At 39.6% G+C, this 17,505-nt stretch carries 15 protein-coding genes; 13 read left to right on the top strand and 2 right to left on the bottom strand.

From position 1 onward, the window contains the following. Positions 1-45 precede the first annotated feature (45 nt). The 5 genes from B6K08_RS00095 (at position 46) to B6K08_RS00070 (ending at position 6,085) form a co-directional block, all read left to right on the top strand. The gene (locus B6K08_RS00095; protein WP_080325142.1) at positions 46-789 is read left to right on the top strand and encodes an alpha/beta hydrolase; all 744 of its coding nucleotides are present in this window, start codon (positions 46-48) and stop codon (positions 787-789) included. Between the two features lie 24 nt (positions 790-813). Beyond that, positions 814-3,183 carry a ribonuclease R gene (rnr, locus tag B6K08_RS00090; protein WP_080325141.1) on the top strand — a complete coding sequence of 790 codons (2,370 nt, stop codon included), beginning with the start codon at positions 814-816 and terminating at the stop codon, positions 3,181-3,183. A gap of 58 nt (positions 3,184-3,241) precedes the next feature. Continuing rightward, on the top strand, positions 3,242-3,706 hold the full coding sequence (gene smpB / locus B6K08_RS00085) for an SsrA-binding protein SmpB (RefSeq protein ID WP_039210927.1): 465 nt from the start codon (positions 3,242-3,244) through the stop codon (positions 3,704-3,706). A 255-nt stretch (positions 3,707-3,961) separates the two neighbouring features. Continuing rightward, positions 3,962-4,939, top strand: coding sequence for a 6-phosphofructokinase (pfkA, locus tag B6K08_RS00080; protein WP_039210930.1), 978 nt, complete (start codon positions 3,962-3,964; stop codon positions 4,937-4,939). Positions 4,940-5,776: 837 nt separating this feature from the next. Beyond that, on the top strand, positions 5,777-6,085 hold the full coding sequence (locus B6K08_RS00070) for a hypothetical protein (protein ID WP_080325139.1): 309 nt from the start codon (positions 5,777-5,779) through the stop codon (positions 6,083-6,085). 608 nt (positions 6,086-6,693) lie between these two features. On the opposite strand, the gene B6K08_RS00060 is transcribed toward B6K08_RS00070, so the two are convergent. After that, the gene (locus tag B6K08_RS00060) at positions 6,694-7,221 is read right to left on the bottom strand and encodes a helix-turn-helix domain-containing protein (RefSeq protein ID WP_080325137.1); all 528 of its coding nucleotides are present in this window, start codon (positions 7,219-7,221) and stop codon (positions 6,694-6,696) included. A 186-nt stretch (positions 7,222-7,407) separates the two neighbouring features. Between B6K08_RS00060 and B6K08_RS00055 the strand changes: the two genes are divergently transcribed. The 8 genes from B6K08_RS00055 to B6K08_RS00020 all read left to right on the top strand — a co-directional run bounded on the left by B6K08_RS00055 (position 7,408) and on the right by B6K08_RS00020 (position 16,162). Beyond that, complete coding sequence (locus tag B6K08_RS00055) at positions 7,408-8,871, top strand: MBOAT family O-acyltransferase (RefSeq protein WP_200810368.1); 1,464 nt, start codon at positions 7,408-7,410, stop codon at positions 8,869-8,871. A gap of 12 nt (positions 8,872-8,883) precedes the next feature. Further along, the gene (locus tag B6K08_RS00050) at positions 8,884-9,990 is read left to right on the top strand and encodes a hypothetical protein (RefSeq protein WP_080325135.1); all 1,107 of its coding nucleotides are present in this window, start codon (positions 8,884-8,886) and stop codon (positions 9,988-9,990) included. A 376-nt stretch (positions 9,991-10,366) separates the two neighbouring features. After that, a complete protein-coding gene (locus B6K08_RS00045) occupies positions 10,367-11,836 on the top strand; it encodes a class I adenylate-forming enzyme family protein (RefSeq protein WP_080325134.1) in 1,470 nt (489 codons plus the stop codon). 2 nt (positions 11,837-11,838) lie between these two features. After that, on the top strand, positions 11,839-12,804 hold the full coding sequence (locus B6K08_RS00040; RefSeq protein WP_080325133.1) for an ABC transporter substrate-binding protein: 966 nt from the start codon (positions 11,839-11,841) through the stop codon (positions 12,802-12,804). After that, on the top strand, positions 12,782-13,600 hold the full coding sequence (locus B6K08_RS00035; protein WP_080325132.1) for an ABC transporter permease: 819 nt from the start codon (positions 12,782-12,784) through the stop codon (positions 13,598-13,600). Before B6K08_RS00040 ends, B6K08_RS00035 begins: the two co-directional genes overlap by 23 nt. Then, positions 13,597-14,352 (top strand): ABC transporter ATP-binding protein, encoded by a 756-nt coding sequence (locus tag B6K08_RS00030; RefSeq protein ID WP_080325131.1) that lies wholly within the window; start codon positions 13,597-13,599, stop codon positions 14,350-14,352. The genes B6K08_RS00035 and B6K08_RS00030 overlap by 4 nt, the downstream gene beginning before the upstream one ends. Positions 14,353-14,497: 145 nt before the next feature. Further along, on the top strand, positions 14,498-15,913 hold the full coding sequence (locus tag B6K08_RS00025) for an MBOAT family O-acyltransferase (RefSeq protein WP_080325191.1): 1,416 nt from the start codon (positions 14,498-14,500) through the stop codon (positions 15,911-15,913). A gap of 12 nt (positions 15,914-15,925) precedes the next feature. Further along, positions 15,926-16,162: a hypothetical protein gene (locus tag B6K08_RS00020; RefSeq protein WP_080325130.1), complete on the top strand. Its 237-nt coding sequence runs from the start codon at positions 15,926-15,928 to the stop codon at positions 16,160-16,162. A gap of 49 nt (positions 16,163-16,211) precedes the next feature. On the opposite strand, the gene B6K08_RS00015 is transcribed toward B6K08_RS00020, so the two are convergent. Then, positions 16,212-17,405, bottom strand: coding sequence for an IS256 family transposase (locus tag B6K08_RS00015; protein ID WP_080325129.1), 1,194 nt, complete (start codon positions 17,403-17,405; stop codon positions 16,212-16,214). Positions 17,406-17,505 lie beyond the last annotated feature (100 nt).

Genomic DNA, 17,505 nt, shown 5'->3' with positions numbered 1-17,505 from the left:
ATGGTAGGTAGTAGGCGCTTTTTCTTTTTTGAAAGGATAACCAGCATGATTATTAACGGCGGCGAGCCCTTCTTCCTAAAGGGAGGGCCACACGGCATACTTTTAATTCACGGCTTCACCGGAGTTCCGGCAGAAATGCTTTTGTTGGGCAGATATCTTAACGACAAGGGTTACACAGTGCTGGCAGTGCGTCTGGCCGGACATGGCACCACCACCGAGGATATGGCTCACATGACCTCGGAGGATTGGTATGATTCTGTGTGCGATGGTTATTCCATATTAGCTTCAATATGTGAAAAGATTTCCGTGGTTGGACAGTCCATGGGAGGCTTGTTAAGTATTCTTCTTGCCGCCAATGCCAGCGTGAAGTGCTGCTGTACCTTGGCTGCTCCCATATTTATTCACGAGGATAAGCAGCTGTATCGTTTGCCGGCCAAGGAATATTGCAAAAATAAATACTGGCCTAAAAAGAAGCGGATGCATTTCGATGTGCCCCAGGTGTGTAATGCATCCTATGGTGAGTACCCAATGGTGTCCGTACATGAGCTTTTGGACCTTATTGACAGAACCAAGCGGGAGCTTCCACGGGTAAAATGCCCGATGCTGGTGATGCACAGCCATGGCGACCACACCGCCCGTGACCGTAGTGCAAATAAGATTTATGATTTGTCTGGAAGCTATGAAAAGGAATTGGTGTGGCTGGAGGAGTCCGGACATTTGATAACCATAGGGTGTGAAAGGGAAAAGGCCTTCGAGCTGGTGGATGAATTTATTAGGGAACATTCATAAGATATATAAAAATAGAGAGATAAAATGAAGAGAAAATTACAACATAAAAAAATAGATAAGAAAATAAAACAGGTAAAATCCCAAATAACACATAGGGAGCCGGTGGCAGAGGAGCTGGTTACAGGCGTGCTGTCCTTGTCCTCCCGTGGCTTTGGCTTTGTTACCCCTGAAGGAAGGCAGAAAAATGAGGACGATATCTTCATTTTGAAAAGTGGCCTTCATACCGCCATGAATGGTGACACCGTGCAGGTGCGCCTCTTTCCCCAGTATGCCGTTACTCCCGGCCGTTCCAAGGAGGGAGAGGTATATAAGGTTATTGAGCGGGCCAACAGCAAAATCGTTGGTATTTTTTCCGCCAGCCGTAACTTCGGCTTCGTTTCCCCGGATGATACCCGTATAAGGGAGGATATTTATATTCCTTCAGGGCAATTTTTGGGGGCCAAGACTGGTGACAAGGTGGTAGTGGAGGTATCCCAATGGCCAGAGGGCGGCAAAAAGGCCGAGGGCCATATTGTGGAGGTGCTGGGAAAATCTGGCGCCCCCGGTGTGGATATCCTTTCCATTATGCGTCAGTACGATTTGGCAGAGGAGTTCCCCGATGTGGTTCAGCAAGCTGCCAATGCTGTGGAGCAGTCCATAAATGCTGAGGAGCATATTGGCAAAAATGGCCGTGAGGACCGCAGACATCTTAAAATTGTCACCATTGATGGTGAGGATGCCAAGGATCTTGATGATGGCGTCTACGCGGAAAAGCATGATGACGGCAGCTTTTTCCTTGGTGTTTATATAGCGGATGTAAGCTGGTATGTGCGGGAAAATCAGCCACTGGACATTGAGGCTCAGGCCCGAGGTACCTCTGTGTACCTTGTGGACCGTGTGGTTCCAATGCTTCCAAGGGAGCTTTCCAATGGTATTTGCAGTCTTAATGCAGGGGTGGACCGCCTGTCCATGGCCTGTGAAATGGAAATCAGCCCTGAGGGCAAGGTGACCAAATACAAGATTTTGCCAGTGGTGGTTCATGTATATCGCCGTTTGACTTATACCTTGGTAAATAAGATTTTGGTGGACAGGGATAAGGATTTCTGTCAGGATAATGAGGATATTTTGCCACTTCTTTATAATTTGGAAGAAGTGCGCAATGCCATGTATAGCTATCGTCATAGACGGGGGGCTATTAACTTCGAGGTACCGGAGATAAAGGTGAAGCTGGACGAAAATGGCAGGGCTGTAGGCCTTAAAAAGCGTGTCAGCAATCTGGGTGAGTCCATTGTGGAGCAGTGTATGCTGGCAGCCAATGAGACTGTGGCTGAGCACATGTGCCGACGTAAGCAGCCATTTATGTACCGTATCCACGAAACACCGGAGCCGACGAAAATCGAGGCTTTAAATCGCCTTATGGGAACCTTCGGACTTCATTTAAAGACCTCTGCAGAGGGAAATATCCGTCCAAAGGAGCTCCAGCTTGCCCTTGAAAAAATAGCGGGTAAGCCTGAGGAAAAGATTTTGGGTACTGTATCTCTCAGATCCATGCAGCAGGCAAGATATGCTGCGGAAAATGAAGGCCATTTTGGTCTTGCTGCTGAATACTATACCCATTTCACTTCTCCTATCCGCCGCTATCCCGATTTAATAGTACACAGACTCCTTAGGGAGAGCTTCCCAACAGGGAGCATTCCAAAGGCCCGTAGGGAGCAGATGGTTCAGAAGCTACCGGAGATGGCGGAGCATGCATCCAAGCGGGAGCGGGTGGCAGTATCTGCGGAGCGGGATACCACCGACCTTAAGAAGGTAGAATACATGGAGCAGTTCGTGGGGGACACCTTTGAAGGGGTTATCAGCAGTGTTACCGGCTTTGGCTTCTTTGTGGAGCTGGATAACGGCGTAGAGGGGCTGGTTCACATGACCACCCTAAAAGATGACTACTACGATTATGTGGAAAATCGCTATGCTCTGGTGGGCAACCATCATCATCGTAGCTACCAGCTGGGAGATACGGTGGAGGTTATTCTGGTACGGGCCAGCGTGGAGGAAAAAGCACTGGACTTCGTGGTAAAGGATAACTGCGACCCACGGGCCTTACGAATGGAAAATTCTGCCGACCGCAAACCAAGAGAAAAGGCTTACGGTAAAAAATCCAAGGAGAAAATCAGCAAGGCTACAAAGGGCAGCAGAAAATCAACTAAAGCGGAGAAGAAAGCTGGCAAGTCGGATAAAAAATCCGCCAAGAAAATTGACCGCAAAAAGCCACCTAAAGACAAGAAGCAAAAGGAAGCCAAGAAAAAGGTTGAAAAGACACCTTTAGATAAACCTAAAAAGAAAACAAAAGCTTCCAAACGCAATAAACATGACCATAAGGCCGTCAAGCGTAAAAAAGATATTATTGTTGAAATATAAAGCATAAAGCCTTCCCCTCTGGGGAAGGTGCCCCCGCAGGGGGCGGATGAGGTATTTAATGAGTAAACAAAACCAAGGCACTAAAATAGTCTGCGAAAACCGCAAGGCCCGCCACGACTATTTTATTCACGACACCTTCGAGGCAGGGCTGGTTCTCCAGGGAACCGAGGTAAAATCCCTGCGTGAAGGCAAAGCAAACCTTAAGGACAGCTACGCCGAAATAAAAAACGGCGAAATATTTATTGTAAATATGCACATCAGTCCTTACGATCACGGAAATATTTTTAATCACGACGAACGCAGGCCCCGTAAGCTTTTGATGCATAAACAGGAAATAATAAAATTATTTAGTAAGACTCGTGAGAAGGGTTTTACCATAGTTCCGTTGAAAATATACTTTGTTAAGGGCAGAGCGAAAATTGAAATTGCTTTGGCCAGCGGTAAACACAATTATGACAAGCGTCAGGATCTTAAGGATAAGGCCGTAAAACGCGACATAGAACGCGATTTACGTGGCAGATGACCTATTTAGCTTAGAAGATGTTTCGTTAGGGGCAATTACTTGAAGCGTTGGGCGATGGGCGTTAAGAAGCTATTTTTTGCATACTTTCACAGCGAGAAAACATCCACTGTTTGAGCGAGGCCTGTAAGGGCGAAGCGAGTTTGGATTTTTCTTGCTGACTAATTGAAAGCAAAACAATAGTTTTAGCCCTGAGTCCCTTGCTGAAAGTAATGCCCCTGAAGAAAAATATATGTATTTAAAGGGGGAATCCTCACCATGTTACATAATATAGCAGTATTAACCAGCGGTAACGATTGTCCAGCCATGAATGCCTGCATTCGTGCAGTAGTACGCACCGCAGTCCATCAGGGTGTCCATATTTGGGGCGTACACAACGGCTACAAAGGACTTGTTAATGACGAAATCGAGGAGCTCAATACCCGTAGTGTGGGTGACATGATTCAGCGGGGAGGCACTTTCCTGGGTATCGCCCGCAGCGGAGAGTTCTTCGAGGAGGATGGCCGTCGTCAGGGCTATGAAAATTTGAAAAAGCACGGCATTGAAGGTCTTATCGTCATTGGCGGCAGTGGCAGCATCAAAGGTGCCGCCACCATGAGCAAGGAATTTGGTATGCCTGTTATTGGTATTCCGGCTACCATTGAAAATGATGTGTGGGGTACGGATTATACCATCGGGTCTGATACAGCCGCCAATACAGTGGTAGATGCCATAAACAAGCTCCGCGATACGGCATGTGCTCATCGCCGCATAGTGCTTATTGAGGTAATGGGCAAGACCTCCGGGTGGCTGGCCATGACAGCTGGCATCGCCGGCGGTGCCGAGTATGTACTGGTGCCTGAAACCAAGTCCAACATTGACCAGATTTGTGAGGAAATCCGTGCAGACTATGCCAAGGGGAAAAAGTATAGTCTGCTGGTGGTTGCCGATGGTGCCCTGAAGGGAATGGGGGTCACCACCACAGAGCTGGGCAAGCAGATTCAGGAGAAAACTGAAATTGACACCAGGGTAACAGTGCTGGGACATATCCAGCGTGGCGGCTCCCCTACAGTGGAGGACCGCATAAATGCCAGCATGCTTGGGGAAAAGGCTGTACTGGCCATAATTAATGGCAAGAAGGACGTAGTGGTAGGCTTCGATACCGGCATGGTGGTGGAAATTCCAATCGACGAGGCCACTAATAACAGAAAGACTCTGGATACAGAGTTTATCAGATTGTCCAAGGTATTGGCATAAAATTATACTATGCAATTGAAAGGGGTTGCCGTGTGGCAACCCCTTTGGCGTTATTGTATATCATTCAGATACGTATCTAGCACTGCTTTATTAAAACGATAGCGATAAGGCTTTGAACTATTATTGATTCGTAATAGGTGTTTGGGTAGTATGTCAATTCTTTTTTGTACCGTTTTTCTAGTCTTTTCAATGGTGTTTGTTATTTATTTACAATTCCCCATAGACGTACATATTTTGACGGATTACGTTGGTTCATTGCATTTGAAATTTCGCGTCGTGTGCTACGTACACCTTCGATGGCATTACTGGATTTTATTTCCTGTATAAGTAGATTATGCAGATATTGTATTATGCCGGCTTCGGGGATATTTGGTAATAATGTATATAGACTCATACACTTAGAATAAATCTCATCCAGTAAGCAGACTATTTCCTGTGTATAACAGTAAAAGCCTGGATAATTGGAATCATAGTTGTATTGGTGTACGGTAAAATTCAGGTGTTCGGTAAACGGAGCTGAATAGCGTAATTGGTATGCCTTTTCATGTGACTTGGAGTCTTTATAATATATTTTCTTTAAATCTTGATATTTCATGAGTATTTTCACCTTCTAATTTGATATGGTAAAAAATACCAATTTTACTATATATCAATGTGGCATATGGTAAAAAACGCCATTTTTACCATATGATAATACTTACACGCACATTTTAACACGCATATTACGATGGTGCAATATTATTTTGAAGAGGTCAATGGGGATGTTGACGCTTTATATGATGGTACTTTTAAGGATGAAATTGATTTTACTGGCATGGCAGAATATACAAACAGGCTATGCGCAAGATAGATGAAAAAACTGAGTTCAAGTCAATGGAGAAGAATATATATGCCAATGTTATGGTGATGACTATATTCATAGCATTGTTTACATTAATCAATATTAATGTTGATTGGGTAAAAGATTCATCGGGAATGGGGACTATGGCTAAAACGATTTGCTTTAATCTTGGTACAGTAGGCAGCATAGCATTGCTCATAAGTTTTGCCCAATCGATGTTTAGTGATGGGAAAATTCATTGGCTGTTAGCTGGGATAGGTACTGTATGCTTTGTTGCAGCCATGTTTGTTTTTAAATGTGTCTAACTGAATATAAATTTATACCTAATCCCCTTAGCTTCGTAATTGTAGTCCTCTCGTTGCAACGGCAATTGATGCACTGGCCAAACTGGCCCATGATGTACAGACTGTGCTGAGGAAGTTTAAGTTTTAAATAATAATAGGACCAACCGCTCGAAAGAGAAGTTGGTCCTAATTATTTCTCTAAGCAAATTAATTGATAACATTAAAGTCATCGATGATATTTAATGCGTTAGTATTTTAACCACAAGTGTTAGCTACATTTGCTTCTACTAACGTTATTCCTCCTTTTAGATCAAACACTCCGCTTAATTTGTTGCATGATTCACACATAGGGACAATTTTTTCTCCTATCACATTTGTATTTATAATGTGGGCACCTAACGTAGGGGGATTAGTGCATCCATACACAGAGCATTGGCTTGGCCAGGGCTTTTTAGAAAACTTCAACCAATGATTTTTCCAACTTCCGCATTTACACGTTCGTTTTCCGGTACCACCCTTATTTTTCCAGTTAAATGCAGTTAAACTCATTTTTACCACCATCCCAATTTTTTATATAATATATTTACAATTATTCTTGCATGAATATAAGATATAATCAATTTAAATTATTATTTTTGTTCAATTGGTCCTTTGTTAAGAGCTTCCCGATTTAAACGAAGGTAGGTGTTTATTAATTGTTCTACATCATTATTTAATCTAACTGTTTTTATGGTAATCGGGGTAATATCTTTCAAGATATCAGTGGGGATATCTGAAATGTTGAATGCCTCTTCACGCGCTTTAAAAATAGGAGCCATAGCGTCATCAATTTTTTTAAATGTTTCACTATCAATTTGCCAGTCACCTGTAATATGGGCATTATTAATGACTTCTTGGGCATTGATAATCAAATTATTTGGAACTATAACTTCGCTTATGATTGGTAGGGTCATAATTACAGAAATATCACAGCCATATAATTTACAAAGCTTACCGGCGACATCCAAAGGTAAGTCACGTTCACCTCGTTCATATTGCGCGTAACATGTGGTAGAAACATCGAGGATTTTGGCAATATCAGCTTGTTGCATTTTTTTTGAATTTCTTAATATTCTTAGCCTGCCTGGAATGACAGAATTTACTTTTCTATTTTTCATTTTGCATCCCTCCACTAAAAAAGTAACCCCAATAACTCAAAATGAGCAATACTCGTTTTGAGTTATTATATAGGATGTATTCGAAATATGCAAGTATGAAAGATAATTTACGTGTACCCAAGATAATGCTGGATAATCATTTGAATTCCTTTTTTGGTTGTTGGCTGTTTCAGTTTATGATAGTATGTGAAGGATGTCGGAGGTGAAGAGCGTTTTAGCGTTATTATGAATTTTAATTCTCAACAATATGCAATATTTTTACCATTAGTGTTTTTATTATATTGGGGGCTGCCACATCGTTATCGGTGGTGGTTACTTTTGGTGGCCAGCTACTATTTCTATATGAGTTGGAATCCCCAGTATGTGGTACTAATATTAGGCACGACCATAGTGTCTTATATTTCGGCTATTATATTGGAACGAACAGAATCGACAACACAAAAGAAGCTTGTTCTAGCTGTGACCAGCCTAATTTGTTTAGGTGTATTGTTTGTGTTTAAGTATTTCAATTTTATATCAGAATCGGTGGCCTACGTCTGTGCCCAGTTGGCACTGCCATTACATCCTGTTACTTTACAGGTGTTGTTGCCGGTGGGAATATCATTTTATACCTTCCAGACCTTGAGCTATGTTATCGATGTTTATAAAGGTAAGGTAAAGGCTGAACACCATTTTGGACAATATGCAACTTTTATTTCCTTCTTTCCACAGCTCGTTGCGGGTCCTATCGAAAGAACCCCAAATTTATTGCCGCAGATAAAGTCGGTTAAGAAATTTGATTATGATGAGGCAGTATATGGTCTCAGATTAATGGCGTGGGGATTTTTTAAGAAGCTGGTAGTGGCGGATAATGCCGCCATTATTGTAGATAACGTATATGGTTCACTGGGCAAATGCACAGGTTTTGATTTGCTATTAGCAGTATTTTTATTTACACTACAGATCTATTGTGATTTTTCCGGTTACTCTGATATTGCTATTGGGTCTGCCAGAATACTTGGTATTAAGTTAATGACCAATTTCAAGAGTCCGTATTGGTCCGGTAGTTTGAAAGAATTTTGGGGACGGTGGCATATTTCTCTGTCTACCTGGTTTAGGGACTATCTGTATATTCCTCTTGGCGGTAGCAGATGTTCGGCGTTAAGACATAATATAAATATTATGATAACCTTCTTGGTGAGTGGCCTTTGGCATGGTGCAAATTGGACATTTGTTTTATGGGGCGGAATCCATGGGATTATCCAGGTTATTGAGAATGTATTGAGCTTTAATAAAATTGAGAAACATGGTCTTAGAAGAATTCTTTCAATATTATTTATATTTGTTGTATGTAATATAGCTTGGGTGTTTTTCAGAGCCAGAACGATTTCGGATGCCTTTTATATTTTAGGCAATATTATTGTTCCAACTGGCGGCATAGAGTGGTATCTACATAGTGGTATAGGAATATTTAAATCTGATGTAAGGGCATTACTTTATCCTATCGCTTTAATATTTGTTTTTGATTATGTATCGCTTAAACAAGATGTGTTAGAATGGCTATCTCATCGTAAAACAATACTGCGCTGGGGGATCTATATTGTCATTATATACTGGACTATTTTAAAGATGCCATTGGCTACATCTTCTTTTATTTATTTTCAATTTTAATGAGGCTTGATTATGAAAAAGTTTATTATAAAATTCTTTTTGATAACTTGTATGACCTTTGTGCCTATCATAAGTTGTAACTATTTTGTAGATCCAGCCAATCGCTTTCATGATGCTATGGTGACTAAAGTTGCAGAATATCTAAATGCCGGATATATAGTGAAAGTACCGGCAAACCTTGATGAGGGGCTATTAAAGGAAAAACAAATTGCAGCCATGAGTCATGCACCCGAAACAGTGATAATTGGCTCTAGCCATGTTATGTATATACCGTTTGATTACCGTGATACATATAATGCAGGTATGTCAGGGGCCTATTTGGGAGACTATTATTCAATTGTAGGCTTGTTAAAATATTATGATAAAATGCCGAAACGGGTGGTAATTGGTGTGGATCCTTGGGCATTTTTGCGTGCTGCTTCCAATGGTCGTCAGACCTCCATCACCCAATATGCGGTATATTTAATAGATGGTTTTTCAGAGAAAGAACATCTATATGATAAAAATGTCAAGGACATTCGTGGGTATTCCAAGATAAAGGAATTATACTCGCTAGAATATTTTAGGGATTCCTTAAAAAGACTGGAAAAGACTGGGCTTAAAAAGGGGAATGAAACGGTATCAGTGGCAAGTGATGAGGTTGTAGGGGAAAAGCAAAAAATAGCACCCGGGGGACGATATGTTCCAGCGATAAAAGAATTTCATACGAGTCGTGACATAGAGAATGAAGTAGCAACTCAAGTAAAGTCGGGGACTATATATCAAGTGGGGAAAGGGTTTAAAGATATTCCCCCTGAGCAGTGGAATGAATTTGAGCAGTTGATAAAATATTTGTTGGACAATGGCGTAAAGGTACATTTGTATTTACCTGTCTGGCACCCCAAAGTGTATGAATTTTTTGTATCTCACGAGAACTTCTCTGGTGTAGAAAACGTTGAGAATGCAGTTCGTAAGCTTGGTGAAAAATATAATATTCCTGTTCATGGCAGTTATAATCCGATCAAGAATAATTATACCACTAATGATTTTATGGATTGGCTTCATTTAAAACCTGATAAAATGTTTGAGGATTATAAATATGTAAATAATAATATAATATGTACAGACTGTGATATGTAATTTTTAAATATTAAAATAATAATCTGACAATGTAATGGTATCTGGCAAGGAACTAAAATATGGTTCTTTTGGGTGTTAAATACGACTGTGTCTATTTTTTTGGCAGTGATCTTATTTAGGATTACTGTCTTTTTATTTCGCAAACTTTCGTGGTCGAATGTTGAAAAAAACATTTGACCACGGGGGGGGGGACATTTATAATGAAGTGGGTTATACACAGTTAGTGAATTTCCTAATTATGTACAAGGGTGAATTGAAAAAAGAGTTTGGAAGGTTAAAGTGAATGTGAAAAGTTGTATGCGGGAAATTTATCCACACGGCTCTTGCGGTAGTTATTCATAATGCACTATTTTCTTGAAAAGAGGTAGAGGTACTCATGGAATCGGTAGTTGAATATATTTTTTTTCATGCCAATAAGCAGCCAGATAAACTGTGTTTGGTTGATCAGTATGGAGAGATTAGTTATGGCAATTTTAAAAATAAAATAATAACGACATTATTGAAACTTAAAGAGGTTGGAATTAACAAAGGTGATAGAGTGATTGTTGAGGCAGAGCACTCTATTACATATTTAGCTTTGGAAGCTGCGGTACAGCTATTAGGAGGAATTTTTGTTCCGATTGAAAATAATTGTGCGTCAACAAAGATGAATACCTTTGTGCAAAGGGCAGAGGCGGATTTAATTGTTACAATTAGACCCATTCAAACTAGCATAAAAGCGTTATTGTTTAAAGATTTTTCTGATCTCGTGAGCGAGCATAGTAATAATATTCAGCTGTCATTCCCTAAGTCGGATGATATAAGTGAAATGCTTTTTAGTACAGGTACTACAGGTAAAGAAAAAGGAATTGTCATGACGCATGGTGCTGATATTGCTCTGGCAGAAAATGTTATCACTGGTGTTGAGATGGAGCATGATAATGTAGAGATTATTCCTTCACCGTTAAATCATTCACATGGCTTGCGTCGGTATTATGCAAATATGGTGTGCGGAGGTACAGTGGTTCTTATTGCTGATATCATAAACACAGATGCATTTTTTGAGTATATGGATAAATATAAAGTAAATGCGATGGATATTGTTCCAGCTGCGTTGACAATTTTTCTGCGAATGAGCGAAGGCCGTTTAGCAGATTATCAAGATACCATAAGATATATACAGTTGGGGGCTGCTCCCTTACCTGAGAGCGATCAAGAAGAATTGTGCAGATTACTTCCCAAGAGTCGTTTATATAACTTTTACGGCAGTACTGAAAGCGGTTGCATTGCTATCTATAATTTTAATAGACCAAATACCAAAAAGAAATGTATTGGCAGACCTACATGTAATGCAATAATACGAATAATCGATGAGAATAATAATGAAGTTCCACGTGGGAAAACAGGACTGCTTTCTTGTTGTGGTACTATGAATATGCAGGGGTATTGGAAAGACGAAGAAGAAACTTCAAAAGTACTACGCGATGGTGTAGTTTATAATTCTGACGAGGCGTATATCGATGTGGATGGAGATATAATTCTTTTGGGAAGAAAGGGGGATATAATCAACGTTGGGGGGAAAAAAGTATCACCGGAGGAGGTTGAAGAGGCTGCCAGAGAGATGCCTGCTATTAAAGATAGTGCTTGTATTCCACTAGCAGATGCTACCGTAGGTCAGGTTCCTAAGTTGTTTGTCGTCTTACAGCAAGGTGTTACAACCAATGAAGTGGATATAAAATCATTTTTGCAAAGCGTACTTGAACCATACAAAGTCCCACGTTTTATTGAGTTTGTGGATAGTATACCACGAACTTTTAATGGTAAGATTAAGCGTAAGGAGTTACTAGAATTACATAAGGAGTTTTGAATATGAAAAAAATAATTTCTTTAGTTGCTATCTTCGTTTTAGGAATGTTTTTACTGCAAGGTTGTGGTACTAATGGGCAGGATGGCAATGCGCCGAAAAAAATAACTATTGCTTATCAGGGGGGGATTGGATATGCCCCTGTCCATGTGATGGAATCACAAAAGCTAATCGAAAAGAATTATAATGGTAATGTAGAAGTAAATTATGTTAAGCTGGATTCTGGAGCAGCAATTAATGAGGGAATTATAGGCGGCACTATTGATATTGGTTGTATGGGGCTGGCTCCGGCTATTTCAGGGGTATCTAAAGGAATACCATACAAAGCAATTGCTAATCTTTGTTCGCAATCAAATGGCCTTATGAGTAATGATGCCAGCATTTCTTCATTGAAGCAGATTAAGCCAGAAGATAAAATAGCATTAGTTTCTACAGGGTCTATTCAGCACATTCTGTTAGGTATGGCTGCTGAAAAAACATTAGGTGATGCTCATGCGCTGGACAATAATATTCAACGTATGTCTCACGCAGAGGGGATGGCGGCTTTGGAGGCTGGAGTTGTCAAATTGCATTTGACCTCTGCTCCGTTTATTTATCAGGAACGTGCACAGGCAAAGTATATTGAATTACCAGAAGTAAAAGAGGCATGGCCTCAGGGCAATACATTTTTAGTTGCTATGGCAGCAACCACCTTGGAAAATGATAAAGAGCTTTTTGAGGCCGTACAGAAGGCATTTGCGCAATCAGTAGATTATATTAATTCTAATCCAGATGATACTATTTCCATTGAAGAACAATATCTTAAGCTGGATAAAGAGGTAATTAAATCTTATCTGAAAGAACCGGATTGTAAGTTTTTCACAGATATTCGCGGTTTGCGTTTAATGGCTGAATTTATGAAGCGTGCAGGTTTCGTTGAAAAAGATGTGAGCAAAGAACAATTCTGCTATGGCGGTGTGTCTTGTGAATAAAGAAAACTATACAAAGCTTAAGAGTAGATATACTAGTTTAGGGGTACAGTTCATATTCGTTGTAATTTGTTGCATTTCTTGGCAATTATACGCAACGTCACGAAATATTATGGGGTTTCCGGCACTAGATGTGATAGTAGCGCACCTCATAGATTCATTTACCAGCACCAGACAACCGATCTTGCTTTACATGGCACATTCCTTCATCTTAATCGTAGAAGGTTTAGCCATTGGGGCTTTGACTGCTGTTGTTTTATCGGGGCTGTCAGTTGTGAATAACATAATTGGTTCAATTTATAGGTTATTAATATCCATATTTGATTTATTACCTGGAGTGGCATTGTTGCCAATCTTGATGATTACAGTTGGGGCCAATGATCTTTCAATTTTGATTTTGGTAATACATTCAGTCCTTTGGCCCATGTCACGAAATATAATGGATGGATTTCGCATGATTCCACCTACCTATATTGAAGCTGGCAAGAATTATGGACTTAGCATTTATGGTTTGCTTGCAGGGGTATATATTCCAGCATCATTTGCCAATGTCTTGTCGGGGTTGAAGATTGGCTGGGCAAGGGCTTGGCGGGGACTAATAAGTGCTGAAATGATTTTCGGTGCTGCACAGTCCGCGGGGATAGGGGTATATATTAATAATGCCCGAACCATATGGCTTGATTACCCTAGCGTTTATGGTGCAATCTTCCTCATTATAATAGTTGGTGTTATTGTGGAATATGGCTTTTTTCACGTGATAGAGAGCAGGACAGTAAAAAGGTGGGGAATGATTAGATGAGTGATATTTTATCAATAACAGGATTGACTAAGCAGTATTCCTCACCTCGTGGTAAAAATAAAATATTGCACAATTTACATTTGACAGTTAAGTCTAATGAATTCATCTGCATATTAGGTCCTTCAGGTTGTGGCAAGTCTACCTTATTGCGTTGTATAGCAGGTTTTGAAGACTATAGTGGTGAGATAATTTGTAATTCCAAGGTAGTAAAAAAACCTTCAGTAGAACGTGTGATGGTTTTTCAGGATTATAATCAGCTTTTCCCTTGGAAGACGGTGGAGCAAAATATCCAGTATCCAATGAAAATACAAGGTATAAAAGATGAAAACGACTTGCGGTGCAGATGTGAAGATATGCTAAAAAAAGTGGGCCTGTATGAGTACAGAAAGTTTTATCCTCATGAACTTTCAGGAGGAATGAAACAGAGAGTGGCTATAGCTAGAGCGATAGCTTTGATACCGCAGATTGTACTTATGGATGAACCATTTGCTGCTTTAGATGCCATAACACGGAACAGGCTACAAGGGGAGTTATATAATATTTCTCGCACGGAAAATATGACAGTTATGTTTGTTACACATAACATTCAAGAGGCCATTACTTTGGGTACTCGTATTCTTATAATGAATAGTAATGGAGAAATAGTTGTGGACGAGGAAAATAATTTACCGCATCCTGTTAGACCATCTACAAAAGGGTATGGTGAATTGTGGGACAGGTACTCTAAAATTCTACAGGGGGTGGATGAATAAAAATAGAGCATAAGGCTTTTGATACGCCATATATTTGAATATAATTATTAATTGTGATAGAATACTACAGGTCGCTGGTTTTGTACTGGTGGCCTGTATTTTTGATATGGTATATTTTGATGTTTACATTGAAGTGAGGAATACAATGAGTTTTAATTCTATAGAATATGCAATTTTCTTGCCAATAGTTTTTCTTTTGTATTGGTCAATACCACACAGATTTAGGTGGATATTATTGTTGGTTGCAAGCTATTTTTTTTATATGAGTTGGAATCCAAAGTATGTGGTACTGATTTTAGGCACAACCATAGTGTCTTATATCTCTGCTATTTTATTGGATCGAACGGAGTCAGCAAGGCGAAAGAAAATTATCCTGTTCTTAGCTAGCCTTATTTGTTTAGGCGTGCTGTTTTTATTTAAATATTTTAATTTCATATCCGAATCGATAGCCTATGTGTGTGGTCGGTTGGCGATACCGCTACATCCTGTAACATTGCAAGTGTTGTTGCCAGTGGGGATATCCTTTTATACATTCCAGACATTGAGTTATGTGATTGATGTTTATAAGGGAAAGGTAAAGGCTGAACGCCATTTCGGGCAATATGCTACTTTTATTTCATTCTTCCCACAGTTAGTTGCTGGGCCAATTGAAAGACCTGCAAATTTACTTCCACAAATAAAATCACCTAAAATTTTTTACTATCCACTAGCAATGTGTGGTGCAAAACAAATATTGTGGGGATTATTTAAGAAAATTGCTATTGCTGATGTAGTCTCCGGCTATGTCGATAAGGGATACAATAACCTTCCATTTTGCACAGAATTTGACCTGCTTTTTATTGTTCTTATGTTCTCTGTCCAAATATATTGTGATTTTTCTGGTTATTCAGATATCGCTATTGGAACAGCAAAGTTATTTGGCATCAACTTGATGACAAATTTTTCAAGTCCTTATCTATCATTATCGGTGAAAGAGTTTTGGTCTAGGTGGCATATTTCACTGTCATCATGGTTCAAAGATTACTTATATATCCCGTTGGGAGGAAACAGATGCACTCGTCTCAGAAATTATTTCAATATTTTGGTGACGTTTTTAATAAGTGGCTTGTGGCATGGAGCAAATTGGACATTTGTGTGCTGGGGGGGGATACATGGCGTAGCTCAAGTCTTAGAAAAAATTTTTGGTTTTTCTCCTAAGGAATCAATTTGTTCTAAAGTAATTCACTGGGCTCTTGTATTCACCTTTTGCAATATTGCTTGGGTATTTTTTAGAGCAGAATCATTGGGGGATGCTATATTTATAGTGCAAAATCTGAAATTTATTTTATACGCACCAACATCGTATATTGGTTTATCAAAATTCATATGCCTATATCTTTTGGTGTCAATTTCAATTGTATTTGTATTTGATTATATTTCATTAAAACAAGATGTCATAGCTTTGTTACAGAGGAAAAGCAACATAACTAATTTGGCATTTTTATACATGTTAATCGCTTTTATATTGTTTGGATTAAACAATAGCATAGGTAGTAATCAGTTTGTCTATTTTCAATTTTAGGTGAATTATAATATGAAAAAATTTATAAAAAATGTATGTTTATTTCTTAGCCCAATTATTTTACTGATATGTTTTATCATACCTTTTTATGTTGTTATGGAAAAAAGTGGCGAATTGGATGATATAAATACCTGTATAAAATGGCAGAGAAACAATAGTGATTGTTTGATAGGGTTAGGGTATAATGAACAAACTGCATACTATAAGCTATTGAATACAAATTACAATAAACCAGAAGTTATTGGATAGTGTCAAGAATCTTTCGCAAAATCATTTATTACCACTTAATGGTTGAATATCACACGACCGTTACATCGGCGTAATCATTTTCTTTATCCTCTAAGTGTTTCATATTCATGTAGCGTTTTACACCCCAGTCAGAACAAGCCACATGACGTAATCTGGCGCATACCAACATAAGAGCACTGTTGCCATCAGGAAATGCTCCTATGGCCTTAGTTCTCCGTTTTATCTCACGGTTGAGCCGTTCAAGGGTGTTATTGGTACGAATCCTTGTCCAATGCTGACTAGGAAAATCCATAAAAGTAAGTGTTTCATCAATGCCATCTATTATTTTCTTGGCAGCTGTTTTGAGTTTCATATCAATTAATTTCTCAGCCACCTGGCGGGCTTTCTCTTGAGCAGTTTCCTTACTTTCCTGGGCATGGATTGCTTTTAACATCATTGCTACTTCACGTACTTTTACTCTCGGAACTACTGAAAAGACATTGCGATAAAAGTGGACAATACACCTCTGATACTTAGCTTTAGGGTATACTTCCGCTATTGTTTCAAGCATTCCATAATTCTTATCACCAATAAATAGTTTTACATTATTTAGACCGCGTTTTTTGAGCCAAAGGAGAAAATTCTTCCAGCTTTCATGGTCTTCCTTCATTCCCTCAGCGGCCCCAAGTATTTCACGATATCCATCCTGGTCAACACCTATTGCCACAAGCACAGAGACATTCTGGATTTCTCCACCCCAACTTCGTTTAAGGTATACACCGTCAACGTAGACATAAGCATATTGCCCAGCCAGCGGGCGACAACGCCATTTCTCGATGTGCTCATAGGCTTTCTTATTTAGGTTGCTTACTGTGCCGGATGATACTCTGGTACCCCATAAGGCTTCAGTGATATCTTCCACGCGACGCACAGATACTCCGGCAAGATACATCTCAATAAGTGCTTCTTCAATGGATGTTTCACGACGACGATATCTTTCGATTATTGCTGTCTCAAAGGGAATTCCTTTTAATTTTGGAACATGAAGAGTCACATCTCCGGCAGCTGTAGTGAAATTTCTGTCATAATGTCCTGAACGATACCCTTTCCGCTCGTTGGAACGTTCGTAGCGGTCGGCATTAACCAACTCATCTGCTTCATGATCCAGTAAGGCATTCAGTGTTTCTTCAACACTATTTTTTACAAGATTTTTCAGTTCCCCCTTTATTGCGGCCTCATTTAATTGTATTATTTTAGTAGACATGGTACTTTACCCCTTTCGTAAGTTGTTTGTGGTGATTCAATCTTACTAAGTGGTAATAGTCCATGTCTATTTAATTTTGCGAAAGATATTATACGTTATC

It is taken from the genome of Anaerovibrio lipolyticus DSM 3074 (genome assembly GCF_900141865.1).
GTDB lineage: Bacteria > Bacillota > Negativicutes > Selenomonadales > Selenomonadaceae > Anaerovibrio > Anaerovibrio lipolyticus.
This window is presented reverse-complemented; position numbering and strand designations above follow the sequence as displayed.